This is a genomic window from Nocardia mikamii NBRC 108933 (assembly GCF_001613505.1).
Lineage (GTDB): Bacteria > Actinomycetota > Actinomycetes > Mycobacteriales > Mycobacteriaceae > Nocardia > Nocardia mikamii.
Window position 1 is genome coordinate 239902 of sequence record NZ_BDCM01000014.1, and the last position, 20683, is coordinate 260584.

General features: G+C 68.3%; 21 protein-coding genes and 1 pseudogene. 11 read left to right on the forward strand and 11 right to left on the reverse strand.

The window, feature by feature from the left end:
• Positions 1–79 precede the first annotated feature (79 nt).
• The gene (locus NMI01S_RS22655) at positions 80–1312 is read left to right on the forward strand and encodes a L,D-transpeptidase (protein WP_063000284.1); all 1233 of its coding nucleotides are present in this window, start codon (positions 80–82) and stop codon (positions 1310–1312) included.
• A gap of 49 nt (positions 1313–1361) precedes the next feature.
• Here the strand turns inward: NMI01S_RS22655 and NMI01S_RS22660 are convergent, their stop codons facing one another.
• From NMI01S_RS22660 to NMI01S_RS34330, 4 genes are read right to left on the reverse strand one after another with little or no spacing between them, the layout of a single operon-like run.
• Positions 1362–2270 carry a potassium-transporting ATPase subunit C gene (locus NMI01S_RS22660; RefSeq protein WP_063000957.1) on the reverse strand — a complete coding sequence of 303 codons (909 nt, stop codon included), beginning with the start codon at positions 2268–2270 and terminating at the stop codon, positions 1362–1364.
• Between the two features lie 16 nt (positions 2271–2286).
• Positions 2287–4440: a potassium-transporting ATPase subunit KdpB gene (gene kdpB / locus NMI01S_RS22665; protein ID WP_063000285.1), complete on the reverse strand. Its 2154-nt coding sequence runs from the start codon at positions 4438–4440 to the stop codon at positions 2287–2289.
• Between the two features lies 1 nt (position 4441).
• Positions 4442–6112, reverse strand: a complete 1671-nt coding sequence (gene kdpA / locus NMI01S_RS22670; RefSeq protein WP_063000287.1) for a potassium-transporting ATPase subunit KdpA — start codon at positions 6110–6112, stop codon at positions 4442–4444.
• On the reverse strand, positions 6113–6286 hold the full coding sequence (locus tag NMI01S_RS34330; RefSeq protein ID WP_084513179.1) for a potassium-transporting ATPase subunit F: 174 nt from the start codon (positions 6284–6286) through the stop codon (positions 6113–6115).
• Between the two features lie 285 nt (positions 6287–6571).
• Here NMI01S_RS34330 and NMI01S_RS35005 point away from each other — a divergent pair, with 285 nt between their 5' ends.
• From NMI01S_RS35005 to NMI01S_RS22705, 8 genes are all read left to right on the forward strand, one after another.
• Positions 6572–6718 (forward strand): hypothetical protein, encoded by a 147-nt coding sequence (locus NMI01S_RS35005; protein ID WP_157126313.1) that lies wholly within the window; start codon positions 6572–6574, stop codon positions 6716–6718.
• On the forward strand, positions 6715–9237 hold the full coding sequence (locus NMI01S_RS22675) for a DUF4118 domain-containing protein (RefSeq protein WP_063000289.1): 2523 nt from the start codon (positions 6715–6717) through the stop codon (positions 9235–9237). Before NMI01S_RS35005 ends, NMI01S_RS22675 begins: the two co-directional genes overlap by 4 nt.
• A 67-nt stretch (positions 9238–9304) precedes the next feature.
• Positions 9305–10012: a response regulator gene (locus tag NMI01S_RS22680; protein ID WP_063000291.1), complete on the forward strand. Its 708-nt coding sequence runs from the start codon at positions 9305–9307 to the stop codon at positions 10010–10012.
• A gap of 117 nt (positions 10013–10129) precedes the next feature.
• A complete protein-coding gene (locus NMI01S_RS22685; RefSeq protein ID WP_084513180.1) occupies positions 10130–10648 on the forward strand; it encodes an OsmC family protein in 519 nt (172 codons plus the stop codon).
• The gene (locus NMI01S_RS22690) at positions 10645–10926 is read left to right on the forward strand and encodes an acylphosphatase (RefSeq protein ID WP_063000293.1); all 282 of its coding nucleotides are present in this window, start codon (positions 10645–10647) and stop codon (positions 10924–10926) included. Before NMI01S_RS22685 ends, NMI01S_RS22690 begins: the two co-directional genes overlap by 4 nt.
• 24 nt (positions 10927–10950) lie before the next feature.
• A complete protein-coding gene (locus NMI01S_RS22695) occupies positions 10951–11934 on the forward strand; it encodes a hypothetical protein (protein ID WP_245716981.1) in 984 nt (327 codons plus the stop codon).
• Positions 11935–13101, forward strand: a complete 1167-nt coding sequence (locus NMI01S_RS22700; RefSeq protein WP_039779855.1) for a glutathionylspermidine synthase family protein — start codon at positions 11935–11937, stop codon at positions 13099–13101.
• A gap of 36 nt (positions 13102–13137) precedes the next feature.
• Positions 13138–13590 (forward strand): DUF350 domain-containing protein, encoded by a 453-nt coding sequence (locus NMI01S_RS22705; protein ID WP_063000295.1) that lies wholly within the window; start codon positions 13138–13140, stop codon positions 13588–13590.
• A 12-nt stretch (positions 13591–13602) separates the two neighbouring features.
• Here NMI01S_RS22705 and NMI01S_RS22710 read toward each other — a convergent pair.
• The 7 genes and pseudogenes from NMI01S_RS22710 to NMI01S_RS22740 form a co-directional block, all read right to left on the reverse strand.
• Positions 13603–14628, reverse strand: a pseudogene (locus NMI01S_RS22710) (PHP domain-containing protein).
• On the reverse strand, positions 14628–15209 hold the full coding sequence (locus NMI01S_RS35660; protein WP_063000961.1) for a dihydrofolate reductase family protein: 582 nt from the start codon (positions 15207–15209) through the stop codon (positions 14628–14630). The pseudogene NMI01S_RS22710 and the gene NMI01S_RS35660 overlap by 1 nt, the downstream one beginning before the upstream one ends.
• Positions 15210–15272: 63 nt before the next feature.
• Positions 15273–16130 (reverse strand): bifunctional DNA-formamidopyrimidine glycosylase/DNA-(apurinic or apyrimidinic site) lyase, encoded by an 858-nt coding sequence (mutM, locus tag NMI01S_RS22720; protein ID WP_063000296.1) that lies wholly within the window; start codon positions 16128–16130, stop codon positions 15273–15275.
• Positions 16130–16885, reverse strand: coding sequence for a ribonuclease III (rnc, locus tag NMI01S_RS22725; RefSeq protein ID WP_063000297.1), 756 nt, complete (start codon positions 16883–16885; stop codon positions 16130–16132). The genes mutM and rnc overlap by 1 nt, the downstream gene beginning before the upstream one ends.
• A gap of 23 nt (positions 16886–16908) precedes the next feature.
• Positions 16909–17091: a 50S ribosomal protein L32 gene (rpmF, locus tag NMI01S_RS22730; RefSeq protein WP_030513024.1), complete on the reverse strand. Its 183-nt coding sequence runs from the start codon at positions 17089–17091 to the stop codon at positions 16909–16911.
• A 2-nt stretch (positions 17092–17093) separates the two neighbouring features.
• Entirely contained in the window at positions 17094–17753 is a 660-nt protein-coding gene (locus NMI01S_RS22735; protein ID WP_063000298.1) for a YceD family protein, read from the reverse strand.
• Positions 17754–17847: 94 nt separating this feature from the next.
• Positions 17848–18594, reverse strand: a complete 747-nt coding sequence (locus tag NMI01S_RS22740) for a DivIVA domain-containing protein (protein ID WP_063000299.1) — start codon at positions 18592–18594, stop codon at positions 17848–17850.
• A gap of 258 nt (positions 18595–18852) precedes the next feature.
• On the opposite strand from NMI01S_RS22740, the gene NMI01S_RS22745 reads away from it, so the two are divergent.
• Both NMI01S_RS22745 and NMI01S_RS22750 read left to right on the forward strand, forming a co-directional pair.
• On the forward strand, positions 18853–19362 hold the full coding sequence (locus tag NMI01S_RS22745; RefSeq protein ID WP_369689929.1) for a GtrA family protein: 510 nt from the start codon (positions 18853–18855) through the stop codon (positions 19360–19362).
• 273 nt (positions 19363–19635) lie between these two features.
• Positions 19636–20646, forward strand: coding sequence for a PDDEXK family nuclease (locus tag NMI01S_RS22750; protein ID WP_245716982.1), 1011 nt, complete (start codon positions 19636–19638; stop codon positions 20644–20646).
• Positions 20647–20683: the final 37 nt, after the last annotated feature.

Sequence of the window (20683 nt, forward strand, 5' to 3'; positions counted from 1 at the left end):
TAAACTACGTACCGAGACAGTAAGGCGATTGGTGCGCTGCGAGGGCTTGCTCAGGCGCACGTCGAACGCAGGAGACACCATGTCCACTCGCCGCTGCCGATTCAGTGCCGCGCTGGGAGCTATCGCCCTGGTGACGACGCTGATGGCCGCGTGCTCGTCATCCCCGGAGCCGGCGTCGAATCCGACGCGCGGCACCCCGGGGCCCGCCGCGCCGGCCATTGCGATGGTCCCGGCCACGGGTAGTGCCGACGTCGATCCGCTCGGCACCATCGAGGTGAGCGCAACCGACGGCATCCTCACGGATGTGACGTTGACCAACGAAGAAGGCAAACCGGTCGACGGCACGCTCAACCCGGAGCGCACCGCGTGGAAGCCGAAGGTTCCACTCGGTTACGGCCACAACTACACCATGACCGCCAAGGGCATCACCGTCACCGGACTCAGCGGTCCGATGACCTCGTCCTTCACCACGCTCACTCCCAGCAACCAGGTCAAGGCGTATCTGACCACCACCGGCGGGCAGCCGCTGGCCGAGGGCGGAACCTACGGCGTGGGCACCGTGATCGTCGCCCATTTCGACGAGGCGGTCGGTGATCGCGCGGCGGCCGAGAAGCGTCTCTCGGTGACGACGGAACCGCAGGTCCAGGGTTCGTGGTACTGGCTCGACGACAAGAACGCGCACTGGCGGCCCCAGCAGTACTGGCAGCCCGGCACCAAGGTCACCGTCGCGGCGAACATCTTCGGCGCGCAGCTGGGGCCCGGCCTGTTCGGCCAGGAGGACTCGAAGACCAGCTTCACCATCGGCGACTCGCACGTATCCATCGCCGACGACAACACCCACGAAGTGCAGGTGTTCGAGAACGGCAAACTGATCCGCACCATGCCCACCTCGATGGGCCGCGGCGGCAGCGAGCAGGTCGGCGGTAAGACGATCTACTTCAACACCCCCGCGGGCATCTACACCGTGATGGGCAAGGGCAATCCGGTGATCATGGATTCCTCGAGTTACGGCCTGCCGGTGAACTCGCGCCTGGGTTACAAGGAGGCGATCGGCTGGGCCACCCAGATCAGCGGCGACGGGATCTATCTGCACCAGCTCGACTCCACGGTGTGGGCGCAGGGTAATACCGACACCTCGCACGGCTGTCTGAACCTGAACCTCGACAATGCCCGCTGGTTCTACAACTTCGCGATCCCCGGCGATGTGGTCGAGGTCCGCAACACCAGCGGTCCGCCGCTGCCCTCGTGGAACAACGGCGACTGGATCGTGCCGTGGGATCAGTGGGTGGCCGGCAGCGCGCTGCATTCCTGATCGCCACCGCACCGATCGCCACGGCACGCCGTCTCGGCGGCGCCGAGATTCAGCGCCGCGTCGGGTAGCGCTGGTCCAGCTCGAGATTCACGCCGAGGACGTCGACCCGGGGTTCGCCCAGGAAGCCCAGGTCGCGCCCGTCGGTGTGCGCCGCCACCACGGCTGCGACCTGCTCGGCCGGGATACCCCGCGCGGCCGCCACCCGCGCGCTCTGGATCTGTGCGTAGCGCGGCGAGATATGCGGATCCAGTCCGGATCCGGATGCGGTGACCGCGTCGGAGGGCACCGGGGTGTCGGCCGGCGCGTCACCGCGGACGGGGACCATCAGCCCGGCCGAATAGTCCGTCCCGGGCTGGGCACAGTCCACCCGGACGCCGCGGTAGGCGTCCTGAAACGGCACCGCCGGGCACGCCTCGTTCACGCTGACGACCTTCGTGGGCGCGGTGACCTGCCCGTGGCCGTCACGGGGACCGAAGACCGCCAGCACCGCACCGACCCCGCCGGGCGTGCAGAACGGTCGTGCGCCGGAGACGCCCTCGCGTTCGCCGATCTGTTTGCTGCGCGTGCAGACCGTGGTCAGCAAACCGGTCTTCGTCTGCGACGGGTCGGCTGCCAGGGTGTCGACGACGTCCTCGGGACCTTTGTTGCCGAAGCCGGTGTTGGTGGGGTCGTAGCCGTCGGGGCGGCTACCGTCGGCGGGCACGGAATTCGACGGCCGGGTCTGAAAGTACTGCGGCAGCGCCGTGCCGTTGCCGTCGGTGAACGCCTGACCGATGAGACTGCTACCCACCAGTTTTCCGTCGCGGTGGACGAGCGAGCCCTCGGCCCTGTCGTGCAGGCCCGGCAGCTGGGCGACCGCGAAAACGGCCAGCGGATAGGCGATTCCGGTGATCACCGTCAGCACGAGCAGTGCCCGCACCGCGGCCAGATGCTGGCGGAACCAGGTGGTGTATCGCATCGAGAACGAAGGCATATCAGGACATCCCAGGCAGGAATCGGACGACAAGGTCGATGAGTTTGATGCCGATGAACGGGGCGACGATGCCGCCCGCTCCGTACAGGGCGAGGTTGCGGCTCAACAGTTTCGACGCGCTCGACGGACGATAGTCGACCCCGCGCAACGCCAGCGGGATCAGCGCCACGATGACGATCGCGTTGAAGATCACCGCGGACAGGATCGCCGACTGCGGACTGTGCAACCGCATCACGTTGAGCACGTCCAGGCCGGGGAACAACGCCACGAACAGCGCCGGAATGATCGCGAAGTACTTGGCGATGTCGTTGGCGATGGAGAAGGTCGTCAGCGCGCCCCGGGTGATCAGCAACTGTTTGCCGATCTCGACGATCTCGATCAACTTGGTCGGATCCGAATCCAGATCGACCATGTTGCCGGCTTCCTTGGCCGCCGACGTCCCGGTGTTCATCGCGACGCCGACGTCGGCCTGCGCCAGGGCCGGCGCGTCGTTGGTGCCGTCGCCGGTCATGGCGACCAGGCGTCCGCCGGCCTGTTCGCTCTTGATCAGCGCCAGCTTGTCCTCGGGGGTGGCCTCGGCCAGGAAGTCGTCGACCCCGGCCTCGTCCGCGATCGCCTTGGCGGTCAGCGGGTTGTCGCCGGTGATCATGACCGTGCGAATTCCCATGCGGCGCATCTCGTCGAAGCGTTCCCGCATGCCCTTCTTCACGACATCCTTCAGGTGAACCACGCCCAGTAGCCGGGCCCGCCCGTCGAGCAGTTCGCCGACCACCAGCGGTGTGCCACCGGAGGCCGAGATACCGTCCACGGTCCGCCCGACCTCCTCCGGCACCGAACCACCGTGAGCCCGAACCCATTCCGTGACCGCACTCGCGGCGCCCTTGCGCAACTGATGCCCGTCCCGCAGATTTACGCCGGACATCCGGGTCTGGGCGGTGAACTCCACCCAGTTCGCGTCCGCGAGCTCACCTGGGGTGCGTTCGCGTTTGCCGTACGCGGATTTCGCGAACACCACGATCGAGCGGCCCTCGGGTGTCTCGTCGGCGAGGCTGGAAAGCTGTGCGGCGTCGGCCATCTCGTCCTCGGTGACGCCCGGCATGGCGACGAAGCCCGCGGCCTGCCGGTTGCCGAGGGTGATGGTGCCGGTCTTGTCGAGCAGCAGCGTGTTCACATCGCCGGCGGCCTCGACCGCGCGACCCGACATCGCCAGCACATTGCGCTGGACGAGCCGGTCCATTCCCGCGATGCCGATCGCCGACAGTAGTGCGCCGATCGTGGTCGGGATGAGACAGACCAGCAGCGACACCATGACGATGCCGGTGACACCGTGCGCGTTCAGCGCCGCGCTGTCGCCGACTCCCGGATTGTTCGCCTTGGCGAAGATCGCCGGCGGCTGCAGCGTCACGACCGCGAACACGAAGATGATCGTCAACGCGGCCAGCAGGATGTTCAGCGCGATCTCGTTGGGTGTTTTCTGCCGGCTGGCGCCCTCGACCAGGGCGATCATCTTGTCGATGAAACTGCCGCCCGGCTCCTGGGTGATCTCGACGACGATGCGGTCCGAGAGCACGGTGGTGCCGCCGGTGACCGCGGACCGGTCGCCGCCGGATTCGCGGATCACCGGCGCCGATTCCCCGGTGATCGCCGATTCGTCGACCGAGGCGATGCCCTCCACGACGTCACCGTCACCCGGAACCACCTGCCCGGCCTCGACCACCACATAGTCGCCGCGCCGCAGTTCGGGTGCGGGAACCCTTTCCTCGAGCGGCGCCTCGGCGCCCGGATGCCAGTTGACCAGTCGCCGGGCGACGGTGTCGGTCTTGGCCTTTCGCAACGTGTCGGCCTGCGCCTTCCCTCGGCCCTCGGCGACCGCCTCGGCCAGGTTGGCGAAGATCACCGTCAGCCACAGCCAGATCACGATCGCCCAGGCGAAGACCGTGGGGTGGGCGACGGCGAGGATCGTGGACCAGAGTGCGCCGATCTCCACGATCAGCATCACCGGATTGCGCCACAGTGTGCGCGGATCCAGTTTGCGCAGGGCCTCGGGCAGCGACCGGGCCAGCATCGCCGGATCGAACATGCCACGGCCGCCTCGGCGCGCGGACGGTTCGGCGCGGCGTAGATCCGCCCCGGAATCAGTTGTCGCAGCGGTCATTTCAGTGGATTCCTTCGGCGAGCGGCCCGAGCGCCAGCATGGGCAGGAAGGTGAGGGCGACCAGGATCAGCGTCACGCCGGCGACCATGCCGACGAACTGCGGCCGGTGCGTCGGCAACGTGCCGAGCGATTCCGGCGTATGCCCCTGGCCGGCCAGCGATCCGGCCAGCGCGAGAACCAGGATGATGGGAACGAATCGGCCGAACACCATCGCCAGGCCGAGGGCGGTATTCCACCAGACGGTGTTGCCGCTGAGCCCGGCGAAAGCCGACCCGTTGTTGTTGGCGGCCGAGGTGAAGGCGTAGAGCACCTCCGACAGGCCGTGCGGACCGGAATTCGCCATGGCCGCGCGCTCGCCCGGCAACGCCATCGCGAGCGCGGTGCCCACCAGCACGATCAGCGGACTGACCAGGAAATACGATGCGGCGAACTTGATTTCGCGCGGGGTGATCTTCTTGCCGAGATATTCCGGTGTGCGCCCGACCATCAGTCCGGCGACGAAGACGGTGATCACGGCCAGGATCAACATGCCGTACAGGCCCGACCCGACACCGCCGGGCGCGACCTCACCCAGCTGCATGTTCACCATCGTCATCAGGCCGCCGAGGCTGGTGTAGGAATCGTGGGCGGAGTCGACGGCGCCGGTGGAGGTCAGCGTCGTGGACGTGGCGAATGTCGCGGAATCCGCTACGCCGAACCGTGTTTCGACGCCCTCGAGCGCCGAGCCGACCGCCGACGGCACGGTGCCGTGATGGCGCAGTTGCAGGAAGTTGGTCAGCGTCACGCTGATCAGCGCGAGTACGCCCATCACCGACGCGATCGCACAACCCTGCCTGGTGCTTCCCACCATGCGGCCGAAGGTGCGCGGCAGCGAGAAGGCGATCAGCAGGATCAGGAAGATCTCGACCCAGTTGGTCCAGGCCGTCGGGTTTTCGAAGGGGTGCGCGGAGTTGACGTTGAAGAAGCCGCCACCGTTGGTGCCCAGCTCCTTGATGCTTTCCTGCGAGGCGACCGGCCCGCCCGGAATCGTCTGCGTCGCACCGGTGATCGTCTGCGCCACCTGATCGTGCAGGTGGAAGTTCTGGATCGCGCCGCCGGCGATCAGCACGATCGCGAACACGAACGCGATGGGCAGCAGGATCCGGAGGGTGCCGCGCACCAGGTCGACCCAGAAGTTGCCGAGGTCGCCGGTGTGGCGGCGAGCGAATCCGCGCACCAGCGCGACCGCGACCGCCATCCCGACCGCGGCCGAGACGAAGTTCTGCACGGCCAGGCCCGCCATCTGGACCAGATGTCCCTGAGTCGACTCACCGGCGTAGTTCTGCCAGTTGGTGTTGGTGACGAAGCTGATCGCGGTATTCCACGCCAGCGCCGCGGTCATCTCGGTTCCGGGCTCGCGCAGATGCAGCGGCAGGTGGCCCTGGATCAGCTGCAGGAAGAACAGCGCCAGCACGCTCATCGCGGAGAAGGCCAGCACGCTGCGGGCGTAGACGCCCCAGGTCTGCTCCACGCCGGGCTGGACCCCGATGGCGCGATAGACGATGCGTTCGGCCGGCGAGTGTTTCGTGCCCGAATACACCCGGTACATGTAGTCGCCGAGCGGGATGTGGACCGCCGCGAGCGCGATGATCAGGGTCGCCACGAAGACGACCCCGGCAGTGGTTGTGCTCACCTAGAACCTTTCCGGGAACAGCAGCGCCGCGACCATGTAGACAGCGACGCCGAGCGCCAGGATCAGACCGACGATGTTCGCGATCACAGCCGTTCCACCCCCCGTTGGAGCAGGCCGAGCAGGGCGAAGATCGCCACGGTCACGACGGTGAACACCGCGACAGACATAGTGCATACCTCTCTGTTGACGGCATCCGGAAGCGAATGCGCCGCAGTGAGTCAAGCTCGCGAAACGACCGATTTCGACGGCGTTGACGGCTTCTTAGCGGTCGCGGCGACGGCATTGACGGGGTGCTTACAGGCCGTCGCGGTCCCGCTGCCGCGCCGTCAAGGTCGCCCGCGAGCCCGTCAAGGAGTCGTAAAGATCGGCGACCGGCCCCGCGTGGCGGTGCACAGTGTGTTGTCCGGTCCGCACAGTCGACCGGCACAACGGCAATCACCGGGTCGTGAGGAGAAGACAGTGCCGGATTTCGCGGTCGCGGCGATGGTGATCATCGTCTTCGTCAGCTGCGCGCTGAGCCTGCGCGTGGCCGGCGGGCGAACCCCCCGGGCCCTCCGGGTTTCGCGCCGTCCACGTCGTCCGAATCGCGCGATGATGGACCTGTGAAGCGCGGACAACTACGCATCTACCTCGGGGCCGCGCCCGGCGTGGGAAAGACCTACGCCATGCTCGGCGAGGCGCACCGGCGATTGGGCCGTGGCCGCGACGTGGTCGCCGCGGTGGTGGAGACGCACGGGCGCGGCAAGACCGCGGAACTGCTCGAGGGCATCGAACGCATACCGCCGGCGATGCGCACCTACCGCGGCACGACGTTGCCCGAACTGGATATCGACGCGGTATTGCGGCGGGCGCCGGCCGTGGCGTTGGTGGACGAACTCGCGCATACGAACGTGCCGGGATCGAAGAACGAGAAGCGCTGGCAGGACGTCCACGAACTGCTCGACGCCGGTATCGACGTCATCTCCACGGTCAACGTCCAGCACCTGGACAGCCTCAACGACGTCGTCGAGCAGATCACCGGCGTCGTGCAGCGCGAAACCGTGCCGGATTGGGTGGTGCGCGGCGCCGATCAGGTCGAACTGGTCGACATCACGCCGGAGGCGTTGCGGCGCAGGCTTTCTCACGGCAACGTCTACGCCGCCGACAAGGTCGACGCGGCGCTGCGCAACTACTTCCGGCCCGGAAATCTCACCGCGTTGCGCGAACTGGCCCTGTTGTGGCTGGCCGATCAGGTCGACGCCGCGCTGGCCAAATACCGGGCCGATCACAAGATCACCGCGACCTGGGAGGCGCGCGAACGCGTGGTCGTCGCGGTGACCGGCGGCCCGGAATCGGAGACGATCGTGCGGCGAGCGAGCCGCATCGCCACCAAATCCAGCGCCGAGCTGGTCGTCGTGCACGTGGTGCGCGGCGACGGACTGGCCGGAGTGTCGGCGCAACGGCTGCATCGGCTGCGTGAGCTGGCGGCCGGGCTCGGTTCCAGCCTGCACACGGTGACCGGCGAGAACGTCCCCAACGCCCTGCTGGATTTCGCCCGGCAGGTCAACGCCACCCAGCTGGTGGTGGGCACTTCCCGGCGCTCGCGCTGGGCGCGCATCCTCGACCAGGGCATCGGCGCGACCGTGGTGCAGCGCTCGGGCAGTATCGACGTCCACATGGTCACCCACGAGGAGGCGCAACGAGGGCTGCGCTGGTCGGCCCTGCTGCGGCGGCAGCGGCCGACGGTGTCGTGGCTGGCGGCGCTGGTGGTGCCCACCCTGATCACCCTGGTCTGCTACCTGTGGCTGGATTCGCGCCTGGATCTGGCCGGTGAGAGCGCGATGTATTTCATCGGCGTGATCGCGGTCGCGCTGCTCGGCGGCGTCGCGCCGGCCGCGTTGTCGGCGGTATCGGGCGGGCTGCTGCTGAACTGGTTCTTCACCACCCCGCGGCATAGTCTCACCATCGCCGAACCCAACAATTTCCTGACCATCGTCGTGATGGCGGGGGTCGCGGTGGCGGTGGCGGCACTGGTCGACATCTCCGCCAATCGCACCCGCGAGGCACGCACCGCCTCCCGCGAAGCCGAGCTGCTGACCCTGTTCGCCGGGGCGATCCTGCACGGCGCCGACCTGCCCGATCTGCTCGAGCGGGCCCGCGAGATCTACCGGCAGCGCGCGGTGAGTTTCGTCAGCGACGCGGAGGTGATCGCCTGCGTCGGTCACGATCCGGCGCGCACACCCGGCGCCGCCGATACCGCGATCGGCGCCGGCGACGAGGAACACTGGCTGCTGCTCAGCGGGCGCGCGCTGACACCCGGAGACCGCCGGGTGCTCGCGGCGGTGGCCGGGCAGGCGGCCGGGCTCGTGCGCCAGCGCGAACTCGCCGACCAGGCCCAGGCCGCCGCGGGTGTGATGGCGACCGATCGGCTGCGCCGCGCGCTGTTGTCGGCGGTCAGCCACGACCTGCGCACGCCGCTGGCCGCGGCGAAGGCGGCGGTGTCGAGTCTGCGCAGTGAGGACGTGCAGTTCTCCCCCGCCGATACCGCCGAATTGCTGGAAACCATCGAGGAATCCACCGATCAGCTCACCGCGCTCGTCGGCAATCTGCTCGACTCCTCGCGGCTCGCGGCCGGCGCGGTGGAGCCCAACCTCAAACAGGTGTACCTGGAGGAGGTGGTCAACCGCGCGGTCGTCGGTGTCGGGATGGGGACCCGCGGTGTCCGCCAGGCGGCGATGGACCGGGTCAAGGTCGAGGTCGGCGAGGTCTCGGTCTACGCCGACAGCGGCCTGCTGGAACGGGTGCTGGCGAATCTGATCGACAACGCGCTGCGTTACTCGGCGCCGGCCGCGACGCCGGTCCCCGACACACCGGTGCGGGTTGGCGCCGAACGCGACGGCGACCGGGTATCCATCACAGTGGTCGATTACGGTCCGGGCGTTCCGACCGGACTCGAGGACCAGATGTTCGAACCGTTCCAACGATTGGGCGACCGCGACAATTCGACCGGCGTGGGCCTGGGCCTGTCGGTGGTTCGCGGATTCGTCGAGGCGATGGGTGGCACCGTCCACGCCGAGCCGACGCCGGGAGGTGGTCTGACCATGGTGATCGAGCTGCCGGCCGGCCATACACAGGAGGCGTCGTGAGCCACACTGCGCAGCCCGCGCGCGACGCCGACCGGGTGCGGGTGTCCCGCAGAACACAGGAGGCGTCGTGACATCGTCCGAACGACCGCCGGCCGCCGTCCGGGTGCTGGTCGTCGACGACGAACCGCAGATCCTGCGCGCGCTGCGGATCAACCTGTCGGTGCGCGGCTACGAGGTGATCACCGCGGCCACGGGCGCGGCGGCCCTGCGGGCGGCGGCGGAGAAGCATCCCGACGTGGTCGTGCTGGATCTGGGCCTGCCCGATATCGACGGCGTCGAGGTGCTGGCCGGAATTCGCGGCTGGAGTTCGATGCCGGTCATCGTGCTCTCGGCCCGCACCGATTCCTCGGACAAGGTGCAGGCCCTCGATACCGGAGCCGACGACTACGTCACCAAGCCGTTCGGTATGGACGAGCTGCTGGCCCGCCTGCGGGCGGCGGTGCGGCGTTCCGCCTCGGCGGCCGAGGAGTCCGCGCCGATTGTCGAAACCTCCTCGTTCACCGTCGATCTCGCGGCGAAGAAGGTCGTGCGCGGCGGCCGCGACGTGCACCTCACTCCGACCGAGTGGGGTGTGCTGGAGATGCTGGTGCGCAATCAGGGCAAGCTGGTGGGGCGCCGCGAACTGCTGCGCGAGGTGTGGGGGCCGACGTACGCGACCGAAACCCACTATCTGCGGGTGTATCTGGCGCAGCTGCGGCGCAAACTCGAAGACGATCCGTCCCAGCCGAAACATCTGCTGACCGAGGCCGGCATGGGGTACCGCTTCCAGGCCTGACCCGACCGCGTCCGAGCTGGGCAAATCCGGTGATATCGGACACAACCACCCATTCACGCCGTGGTGAAAGCCGGTGTGCGATGCGGCTGCGCCGGGCCCGATGGCAGGATCGACGGTATGTCCGAACAGACCGCCAACTCCGCCGCACCCACCGCCGCCGCCTCGGCGCAGCCCGCGACCGGCGCGGCCGCACCGCAGACCAAGGCACCGAAGCCGGTGACCGACCTGTGGGTGGAGCGGACCGGCACCCGCCGCTACACCGGGCGCAGTTCGCGCGGGGCGGAGGTGCTCATCGGCTCCGACGGCGTCGAGGGCGTGTTCACCCCCGGTGAGCTGCTGAAGATCGCGCTGGCCGCCTGCACCGGAATGAGTTCGGACTTCCCGCTGTCCAACCGGCTCGGCGAGAACTACGACACCACCATCCGCGTCTCCGGCGACGCCGACCGCGAGAACGAGGTGTATCCGGAGCTGAAGGAGGTCGTCGAGCTGGACCTGTCCGAACTCGACGAGGCCGGTCGTCAGCGATTGCTGGTCACCGTGCAGCGCGCCATCGACAAGGTGTGCACCGTGGGACGGACGCTGAAGGCGGGCACCACGGTGAACCTGACGTTCCAGATCGACAAGATCGACTCGTGAGCCCCGACCCCGTCCGGCTCAGCGCCTGGGTGCACGGCTACGTGCAGGGTGTCGGGTTCCGCTGGTGGACGCGCGCGCGGGCGCTGGAGCTCGGTGTGGTGGGCCACGCCCGCAATACCCGGGACGGGCGCGTGCACGTGGTGGCCGAGGGTCCGCGACCGGCGTGCGAGCGTTTGCTGGCATTGTTGCGGTCGGGTGACACTCCTGGTCGAGTCGATCTGGTTGTGGAAAACTGGGGCGCCGCCCTCGGCGGAATGACCGGGTTCGAGGAACGGTAGCGGCGGGGATACAGGAGTCGATCGTTGGCAACACATGAGCCGGGCGGGCCCGGGGATCGGGATTCGCACGACTCCCGCGACACCGGGTCCGCGGGGGACGACAGCACCGGCGGCGGCCCGGAGTCCGGACAGTCGAAGGGAATCGGGCCCTCGGATCCGACGGTGCGTTTCGGCGCACAGCCCGGCGACGAGGGCGGCGCATCCGAGGCGGAGCCGACGCGACGGCTGGGCGAACCGGACCCCACACTCCCGAATCCGCATATCGCGCCGACTCTTCCGGGCACACCCATTCTTCCCGGCTTCCCGGACCCCACCGCGCCGATTCCCGGCCTCGCCACCCCTGGCGTGCCGAACCCGCTGTCGGACAACGCTTTCGGCGCCGACGCCGGGGGCTCGACCGGATCCGAAGGGGAGAATCCCGGCGACGCAGGCGAATCCGGCAAGCCTCGGCGCATGCGCGGCAGCATGCAGCGGCAGGAGGCCGGCGTCACCCAGCCCCGGCCGCCGACGGTGGCCGAGGCACGAGCGCGCGACAAGGCCCGCAAACGCGCCGAAGAGGCCGAACGGGCCGCGGCCGAGGCCGCGGAAACCAAGCGGCGCAACCGCAAACGGCTGCTCATCGGCGGCGTGGCGGTCGCCGGCATCGCCGCCGTGGTCGGCACCGGCTATCTCGCCTACCAGGCCGCGCACCGCCCGGCGAATGTGACGGCCTACTGCATCACCGACGACAACGGGCAGCAGCAGGTGGTCCCCGACGACGACTGCGTACGGGCACAGTCCTACGCCAGCAGCGGCGGCTATTACGGCGGTGGCGGGCTCGGGCCCGGCATCTTCCTCTACAACGGCCACCAGTACCGCTACTACTACGGCGGCAACAACACCGTCGGGCGCGCGCCCGTCGGCGGCAGCACGGTCGCGCCGAAGAAGGCCACCGTCAGCACCAAGAGCGGGACCGTCGTACGAGGCGGTCTCGGCAGTAAATCCGGTTCCACCAGTGGAGGCTCCTAGATGCGTCGGATGCGCAACCGGCAACGTACCGGCTGGCAGAAGATCATCGCCGATCAAGGTCTGGTATTCGGCTCGCCCGGCCGCGATGCGAACGGACAGTCGCGCCCGTACTGGGACGAATCGGTGCACTACGAATTCGATCTCGACGAAATCCTCGCACTCGAGGCCCAGGTCGAAGTGCTGCATTCGATGTGCCTGCACGCGGTCGAGCAGATCGTGCTCACCGAGCGTTTCGCCGATTTCGGCCTGCCCGAATGGAGTTGGGAGCCGATCAAGAAGTCGTGGCAGCGCAGCGACCCCTACGTCTACGGACGGTTCGATCTGCGCTACGACGGCCGCGGACCGGCGAAACTGCTGGAGTACAACGCCGATACGCCGACCTCGCTGCTGGAAGCGGCCATCGTGCAGTGGCATTGGCTCACCGACGTCTACCCCGACGACGACCAGTGGAATTCGCTGCACGAACGCCTCGTCGAGCGCTGGGGCGAGCTGCTCGACCAGCTGCCCACCAACCAGTTGCACTTCACCTGGTCCTCGGCCGACGCCTCCGGCGAGGACAACGTGACCACCGCCTATATGCAGGAAACCGCCGCCGAGGCCGGGTTCGACACCATCGCGCTGCCGATCGAGGAGATCGGCTTCGACACCGAGCTGGAGCGTTTCGTCGATCTGGCCGAGGCGCCGATCGGTTCGATCTTCAAGCTGTACCCGTGGGAATGGGCCCTCGACGACGATTTCGGCAAGCGCGTGGTGAACTCGGTCCCCGAGACCGCCTGGGTCGAACCCCTGTGGAAGACGCTGCTGTCCAACAAGGCGCTGCTGGCGGTGCTGTGGGAGATGTATCCCGGGCATCCGAATCTGCTGCCCGCCTACCTCGACGATCCGCACGAACTCACCGAGTACATCCGCAAACCGAAGCTGGGTCGTGAGGGCGCCAATATGACCATCGTCGGCGCCGGGATGGAAACCTCGACCGGCGGCGTGTACGGCGAGGAGGGGTTCGTCTACCAACTCCTCGATCCGCTACCGGATTTCGACGGCCTGCGCCCGGTGCTCGGCGCCTGGATCGTCGGCGACACCTCCGCCGGTCTCGGCATTCGCGAATCGCCCGGCCTGATCACCGACGACGGCGCCACCTTCGTTCCGCATCGCATTCCGACCAAGTAGCATTCAGCGACTCGATCAACATCACCGGAGGAACCTGTGTCGTCCACCCTCGCGCTCGAATCAGGGTATTGGAGCTCCGTCGGTCACGGCGTCGGCGCGATCGCGCTGTACGCGGTGCTGGGTCTGGCCCTGATGCTGATCGGCTTCCAGGCCATCGACAGCTCGACGCCCGGACCGCTGCGCAAGATGGTCGCCGCCGGGAATCCGAACGCGGTCGTCATCGCCTCCGCGGGCATGGTGAGTATGGCGTTGATCGTGGTGCTGGCGATCTACTCCTCCGGCGGTCGGCTCACCGAGGGCCTCATCGCCACCGGGATCTACGGGCTGGTGGGCATCATCGCGCAGGTGGTTTCCATCCGGCTGCTGGAATGGCTGGTCGGCCTGCACATCGGCGATCTGCTGAAATCGCCCACCTACCAAGTTCAGTCGCTGCTGGTGGCCGCCGCACACCTGGCGATCGGCATGGTCGTCGCGTTCGCGATCCTGTGACGATCACCGGCGTCACCGCGCGGTGAACGCCAGGAGTTCGCTCAGCGGAAGGCTGTTGATGATGCGATCGGCCGGGACCCCGTTCGCCACGGCACGTTCGCAGCCGTAGCCCTGCCAGTCCAGCTGGCCCGGAGCGTGCGCGTCGGTATCGATGCTGAACTGGCAGCCCATCTCCACGGCCAGGCGCAGCAACCGGCTCGGCGGATCGAGACGTTCGGGGCGGCTGTTGATTTCCACGGCCGTCCCGTAGCGGCGGCAGGCCTCGAAGACGAGTTCGGCGTCGAACGACGATTCCGGCCGGATGCCACGATTACCGGCGACCAACCGTCCCGTGCAGTGGCCGAGCACATCGACGTTCGGGTTCGCCACCGCGTACACCATGCGTTTGGTCATGGTGTCGGAGTCGGCGCGCAGATTCGAATGCACGCTGGCCACAACGACATCCAAGCGGGCGAGCAGGTCGGCCTCCTGGTCGAGGGTGCCGTCGTCGAGGATGTCGACCTCGATACCGGTGAGGATGCGAAACGGTGCCAGCCGCTCGTTGAGTTCGGCGACCACGTCCAACTAGCGGCGCAGCCGCTCCGCGGAGAGCCCGTTGGCGACCTTCAAGCGCGGCGAATGATCGGTCAGCGCACAGTATTCGTGGCCCAGCGCCTGCGCGGTCCGCATCATCTCCTCGATCGGACTGCCGCCGTCGGACCAGTCGGAGTGGGTGTGCAGATCGCCCCGCAGCAACGCGCGGACCTCGGCGCCCGCGGGTGCGATCGGCTGTGCGGCGGAACGCAATTCGGCCAGGCGCTGCGGCACGGCACCGGCCACGGCCTGCTCGATCACCGCGGCGGTCTTGGGTCCGATACCCGAAAGTTCCTGCCAGGCACCGGATTCGCGGTACCGATCGAAATCGGCGTCCGGCAGCTCGGCCACGACATCGGCCGCGCGCCGGTAGGCCTTGACTCGATGGGTCTGGGCGCGATCGCGTTCCATCCAGAACGCGATCTCGCGCAGCGCGGCCACCGGACCCGGAACGTGACCGTCCACTAGCGGATCCGGCTGTACTTGACGAACGCCACCCCGTCCTCGAACACGCGGCCCGTGAGGACCCGGAACAGCGCCGGCTCCGGCAGCCGCGGTCCCGCGCCGAACAGCGGGCGGCCGTGCCCCAGCACGATCGGATACAACTTCAGGAAGATCTGGTCGATCTCCGGCAGCAGCGCCTGAGCCAGTTCGCCGCCGCCGCACAACCAGATGCCCGACCCCTGCTCCTGTTTGAGTCCGCGCACGCGTCCCAGCGGGTCGGCGGAGATCAACTCGACGTCCCGGTCCGGAGCGCCCGGCAGGGTGCTCGACACGACGAACTGCCGCAGATGCGAATACGGGCTCGACGTGCCGGTCCGCACGCCGAAATCGTGGGTTTTGCGGCCCATCAGCACGGTGTCGAAGCTCTCGCCCGGACTGTCGATCCCGAGCGATTCCCGGATCTTGGTCGGCAGCGTCTCCGGATACTGCGCGGTGATGGCCGGGCCGTGGTCACCGCCGACCGGGAAGAAATCGACCGATCCGTCCGGGGTGGCGATATACCCGTCGATGGTCGAGGCCACGAAGTAGGTGAGCTTGCGCATCCGTTCTCCCTTCATGCGAAGTGGCGTCATCGGACACACCGCAAATTTAGCGCGTGCTCGCCGCTATCGCCGGGGCTTCGGCTGGCATCGCGGACAGGAGTAGGAGGAGCGGTTCATGAACTTCTCGCGGCGGATCGGGGCGCCGCAGCGACGGCACGGCTCGTCCTCACGGCCGTAGGCGGCCAGTGACCGCTCGAAGTATCCGGAATTGCCGTTGACGTTGACATACAGCGCGTCGAAGGAGGTGCCGCCCGCGTCGAGGGCTGCGCCCATCACCGCCTGCACCTCGCTCAGCAGCCGCCGCAGCGCGGGCCGGGTGAGCGCCGCGGCGGGGCGTTCGCCGTGGATGCGGGCTCGCCACAATGCCTCGTCGGCGTAGATGTTGCCGATGCCCGAGACCACCGTCTGATCCAGCAGCACGCGCTTGATCTCGGAGGATTTGGTCCGCATGCGCGCGACCACGGCCTCGGTGTCGAAATGGGGATCGAGCGGATCGCGCGCGATGTGGACGACCGACTCCGGCAGCTCCTCACCGTCGACCGTGACCAGCCGGTTCAGTGCCCAGCCCCCGAACGTGCGCTGATCGATGAAGCGCAGCTGCGTGCCGTTGTCGAGTCCGGCGACGATATGCGCGTGCTTCTCCAGCGGCGCCTGCGCGGACTGCACCAGCATCTGCCCGCTCATACCGAGGTGGACGACGAGTGCGGCATCGGGATCGTCGAAGGTCAGCCAGAGGAATTTGCCGCGGCGGCGGGCCGATTCGATCCGCAGGCCCGCCATCCGGGCGGCGAGATCGTCACCGCCGAGTTCGTGGCGGCGCACCGACCGCGGATGTTTGACCAGGACCGATTCCACGACGTGGCCGACGACGTGTTCGTCGAGTCCACGCCGCACCACCTCGACCTCGGGCAGTTCGGGCATCAGTCCCCGGCTTCGGCGGAACCGTCCGCGGTGAGCGCCTGCCAGGCGGCGCCGGCGGCCTTCTGCTCGGCTTCCTTCTTCGACCGGCCGACGCCCTGCCCGTAGGCCGTGCCGCCGATCACCGCGGTGGCGGTGAATTCCTTGTCGTGGTCCGGACCGGTCGAGGTGATCTCGTAGCTGGGCACGCCGATACCGCGTTCCGCGGTGAGCTCCTGCAGGCTGGTCTTCCAGTCCAGGCCGGCGCCCATCCGGGGACCGCGTTCGAGCAGTGCGGCGAACAGGCGCAGCACGACTCCGCGCGCGACCTCGATGCCGTGTTGCAGATGGACCGCGCCCAGCAGCGATTCCATCCCGTCGGCGAGGATGCTCGCCTTGTCCCGACCGCCGGTGAGCTCCTCGCCCTTACCGAGCAGCAGATGACGGCCGAGGCCGCCCTCACCCAGGCCGCGCGCGACCTCGGCCAGGGCGTGCATATTCACCACACTGGCACGCAGCTTGGCGAGCTCACCCTCGGATTTCTCCGGATGCTCGAGGTACAGGCGCTCGGTGATGCTCAGACCGAGGACCGAATCGCCCAGGAACTCCAGGCGTTCGTTGGTCGGCAGACCACCGTTCTCGTAGGCGTACGAACGGTGGGTGAGCGCCAGCCGGAGCAGATCCGGACGCACCTCCACGCCGAGCGCTTCCAGGAGGCTGGCGTGGTCAGCGGCATCGCCCGCTGCGGGTGCGGCCGCTTCGTCCTTACCGGCGGTCACTTCGCGGCTACCCGATCGGCAGATCAGATGGCCGAGGTGACCTGGCGGCCCTTGTAGGTGCCGCAGTTGGGGCACGCGATGTGCGGAAGGGTCTTCTGACCGCACGCCCGGTTCGGGCAGGTGATCAGGGTCGGCGCGGTGGCCTTCCACTGGCTGCGCCGCGAGTGGGTGTTGGCACGAGACATCCGGCGCTTCGGAACGGCCACGACTACTTCTCCTCTGTCGTCGAACTTGCCGCACCATGGCGGTCGGCAAGAGATCGGTCTACGTCTGATGGGGCGTCGGAGACGCCGGTGCCGGGGGTTTCGCTCGCGAATTTCGCAAGCCCCGCCCAGCGAGGGTCCAGTATCTCATGCGTGTGATCCGGACCCGCAATCGCCATCCGGACACCGCATTCCGGGCACAGCCCGGCGCAATCGGGTTCGCACAGCGGTTGCAGCGGCAATTCCAGGCCGACGGCGTCGGTGACCACCGGCTCGACGTCGATCATGTCGTCGACGAGCCGGTAGACCTCGTCTTCCTCGGTGGTCTGCTCGGTCGCGCTGTCCGGATAGGCGAACAATTCGGTGATCTCGAGTTCCAGATCATCGGTGAACGACTCCAGGCAGCGCGAGCACTCCCCCTCGATCGGCGCCGACACCGAACCGGTGACCAGCACACCCTCCGAGACCGCCTGCAGGGTCAGATCGAGATCGATCTCGGCACCGGCCGGGATCGCGATCAGGTCCAAGCCGATCTTCGCGGGGGCGGTGACGACCCGATGCACCTGCCGGATCGAGCCCGGGGCGCGCCCCAGACTGCGGGTGTCCAGCACGAAATCCGCGTCCGTCTGACGACGACGCGAACCGGGACCGGACTGGGCGGACATGGGACACTCACTCACGTTTCGAGGGGGTTTGGGCAACCACTCCACAGTACGCGAACTGCGCCGATCCCCCCAAATCCCGGAACCAGCGCGCGGATCAGCGCCGGAAATCGGCGGCGTAGTCCGGAATACCGGTCCCCGACCGCAATTGCTGACGACCCCGGCCGACCGTCCGCAGCGTCGAGTGCAGAGTTTCCTCGAAATCGGCGAGCTGGGAATCGACGTACTGGTCGCACTCCTCGCGCAGCCGGTCGGCCTCGGTCTGGGCGCCATCGATCAATCGCGCGGATTCCGCATGCGCGGCCCGCACCACCTCGGTCTGCGACACGAGGCGTTCCTGTTCGGCCTGCCCCTCGGCCACCGACCGGTCGTAGGAGGCCTGACCCGCCGCGATCATCCGCTCCGATTCGGTGCGGGCGCGGCCGGTGAGCGCCTCGTACTCGGCCTTGCCGTCGGTCACGATGCGGTCGGCCTCGGCCTGCGCGGTGGCGACCAGGTGATCGGCGTGCGCGCGGGCCTCGGCGACCATCCGGTCGGCGTGCGCCTTGGCGTCGGCGAGCAGCCGGTCGGCCTCCTCGCGGGCGCCGGCGACGGTCTGTTCGGCCTGGTCGTTGGCGCCGGTCACCGTCGCCTCGGCGGAATTGCGGGCGTCGGAGACGATCTTGTCGCGGTGGTCGAGCACGTCCTGGGCGTCGTCGAGTTCGCCGGGCAGCGCCTCACGCACATCGTCGAGCAGTTCCAGCACCTCACCGCGGGGCACGATGCAGTTGCGGGTCGGCGGGATACCCCGCGCCTCTTCGACGATCGCGACCAGTTCGTCGAGTGCCTCGAATACGCGATACATCCTGCTGACCCCACTCTCGTGCCGAACTACTGCTCTCGGCCCCAGTGTGCCCGCATCCCGCGTGTCTGCCCAGATCACCATCGGTGTGTCGGGCGGTGTTTCCTATCCCACACAAATCAAGTGGAGGAAATCTCTCCGCTTGGTGCTATCTTTTCTACCGAGCGGTAGACCAGCCGGAACCCGTCGCCAACGGGCGTCCGGCACTGTGCGATCGGAACGACAATGGTTGTCCTTTATCCGGCACCTCCGGGTATGTGGGTGAACCCACAGCCCGATCCGGGTGTATCCATCGTGCACAGCGAATTGCTGGCCGAGACGCCGGAGCCGCAGCAAACCCCGCCTCACATCCGCGGCCTGGCCTCCCGCTTCGCCGGCTATCTGCGCGGCGACCACTGGCTGCCGCAACTCGTCCGCTTCGCACTGGTCGGCGGTTTCAGCAATATCGGCTACTTTCTGCTGTTCCTGGCCTGCTACAGCGGCGGGCCGCAGCTCGCCAACCTGACCGGATCCATCGTCAGCACGGCTCTGGCCAACGAACTGCACCGCCGCCTCACCTTCCACGCCGCCGACCGGGTCGGCTGGCTCGCCGCCCAACTCGAGGGCGGTGGACTGGCGCTGGCCGGACTCGCCATCACCTCGGGGGCGCTGGCAATCCTCGATATCGCGGCGCCCGGACTCGACGACGTCACCGAGGCGATCGCCGTCATCGGCATCACCGCCGGAGTCGGCGCGCTGCGCTTCCTCACCCTGCGGCTCTGGGTGTTCTGATCGCCCCGCGTGCTCACGCACGGGGTGCGGCTGCAATCTGGTCATGTGAGCAAGGAACCGAGCCTCTGTACCCCACGTCCTAACTCAGCAAACGTCGTTGCGAGTTCTCATCGTGGGAGGTTCGGCAATGCACCATCGTTCGGGGAACCACTGCCCGGGAAGACCCACCCTCTGGCGCGCAGGTCTGCGCTCGGCCGCGTCCCCGCGCCCTCGGGTACCGATCCCCTGCCCACTGCCCCGCCCGCGCCGCACCCGTCCACACCAGGACCCGCAGTGACCCACGACAGCGGGTGTGCCGAAATCCTGTGCGGCCCATGGCGGCAGGCCGGCGCCGGGGGGCTGCATCGGCGTCGTGACGTGGTGTCGATCGGGGTCAGCGACGACGAGATCCGGCGGCGGTGTGCGATCGGAAGTTGGCGGCGGGTGCGGCGCGGGGCGTACGCGGAGGCCTCGGTACTCGCCGAACTGGACGGCGTGGCGCGGCACCGGCTGGCGGTGGCGGCGGTGCTGCCGGAGATGGCGGCCGACGCCGTGGCCAGCCATCAATCGGCGGCGGTACTGCTGGGTGCGCCGATGTCCCCGGCGCTGCTGGACCGCGTGCACGTGACGCGCAATCGACGCCACGGCGGGCGCATCAAGCCGAATCTGACGGTGCATTGCGCACCGGTCCCCGTCGTGGCCGAACGGGACGGGCTGCTGGTCACCAGTCCCGCCCGTACCGTCGTCGATCTGGCGCGCACGCTTCCGTTCGAATCCGCGGTCGTCGTCGGCGACGCCCTCGCCCGCGAATTCGGCGTCACCGCAGCGGCATTGGCGCACGAACTGGCCCGCGCCCGCGGCCGGCGCGGCGTCGACGGTGCCCGGCACGTGATCGGTTTCCTCGATCCGCGCAGCGCCGGAGTGGACCACTCCCGGATCCGCGTGCGGCTGCGGCTGCTCGGATTCCCGCCGGCTGCCGCGGGTGGAGTGATCCATGCCGACGACGGGAGGGTGCTGGGGACGGCGGATCTGTACCTGGGCCGGACCGGCGTGGTGCTCGAGATCGACGGGCACCGGACGAGAAGAGCCCGCGTACACGACGGGCCATCCCGCCGAGCGCCGGATGTGGTGTTGCGCCGCTACGGATTTCGGTCGATCCGCACCACCTGGCGCGAGGTGAGCACCGGAATCGCCGCGGAGCGCGTGCACGCCGCGCTGAACCGGGCGCGCGAGCAGCGTCCCCGTGGCTACATCCGCCCCGCTCCGCTTCCGGCCCCGACGCCGCTGCGGCTGCGTGCGCTGTGACGACCACGATCGGCTGGGCCTGCCGGGACCTGTTAGC

Excerpts from the sequence above, each read along its gene's own strand:
- NMI01S_RS22655 (WP_063000284.1), top strand. The coding sequence starts at position 80 with ATGTCCACTCGCCGCTGCCGATTCAGTGCCGCGCTGGGAGCTATCGCC.
- NMI01S_RS22660 (WP_063000957.1), bottom strand. The coding sequence starts at position 2,270 with ATGCGATACACCACCTGGTTCCGCCAGCATCTGGCCGCGGTGCGGGCA.
- kdpB (WP_063000285.1), bottom strand. The coding sequence starts at position 4,440 with ATGACCGCTGCGACAACTGATTCCGGGGCGGATCTACGCCGCGCCGAA.
- NMI01S_RS34330 (WP_084513179.1), bottom strand. The coding sequence starts at position 6,286 with ATGCACTATGTCTGTCGCGGTGTTCACCGTCGTGACCGTGGCGATCTT.
- NMI01S_RS22685 (WP_084513180.1), top strand. The coding sequence starts at position 10,130 with ATGTCCGAACAGACCGCCAACTCCGCCGCACCCACCGCCGCCGCCTCG.
- NMI01S_RS22700 (WP_039779855.1), top strand. The coding sequence starts at position 11,935 with ATGCGTCGGATGCGCAACCGGCAACGTACCGGCTGGCAGAAGATCATC.
- NMI01S_RS35660 (WP_063000961.1), bottom strand. The coding sequence starts at position 15,209 with ATGCGCAAGCTCACCTACTTCGTGGCCTCGACCATCGACGGGTATATC.
- mutM (WP_063000296.1), bottom strand. The coding sequence starts at position 16,130 with ATGCCCGAACTGCCCGAGGTCGAGGTGGTGCGGCGTGGACTCGACGAA.
- NMI01S_RS22735 (WP_063000298.1), bottom strand. The coding sequence starts at position 17,753 with ATGTCCGCCCAGTCCGGTCCCGGTTCGCGTCGTCGTCAGACGGACGCG.
- NMI01S_RS22740 (WP_063000299.1), bottom strand. The coding sequence starts at position 18,594 with ATGTATCGCGTATTCGAGGCACTCGACGAACTGGTCGCGATCGTCGAA.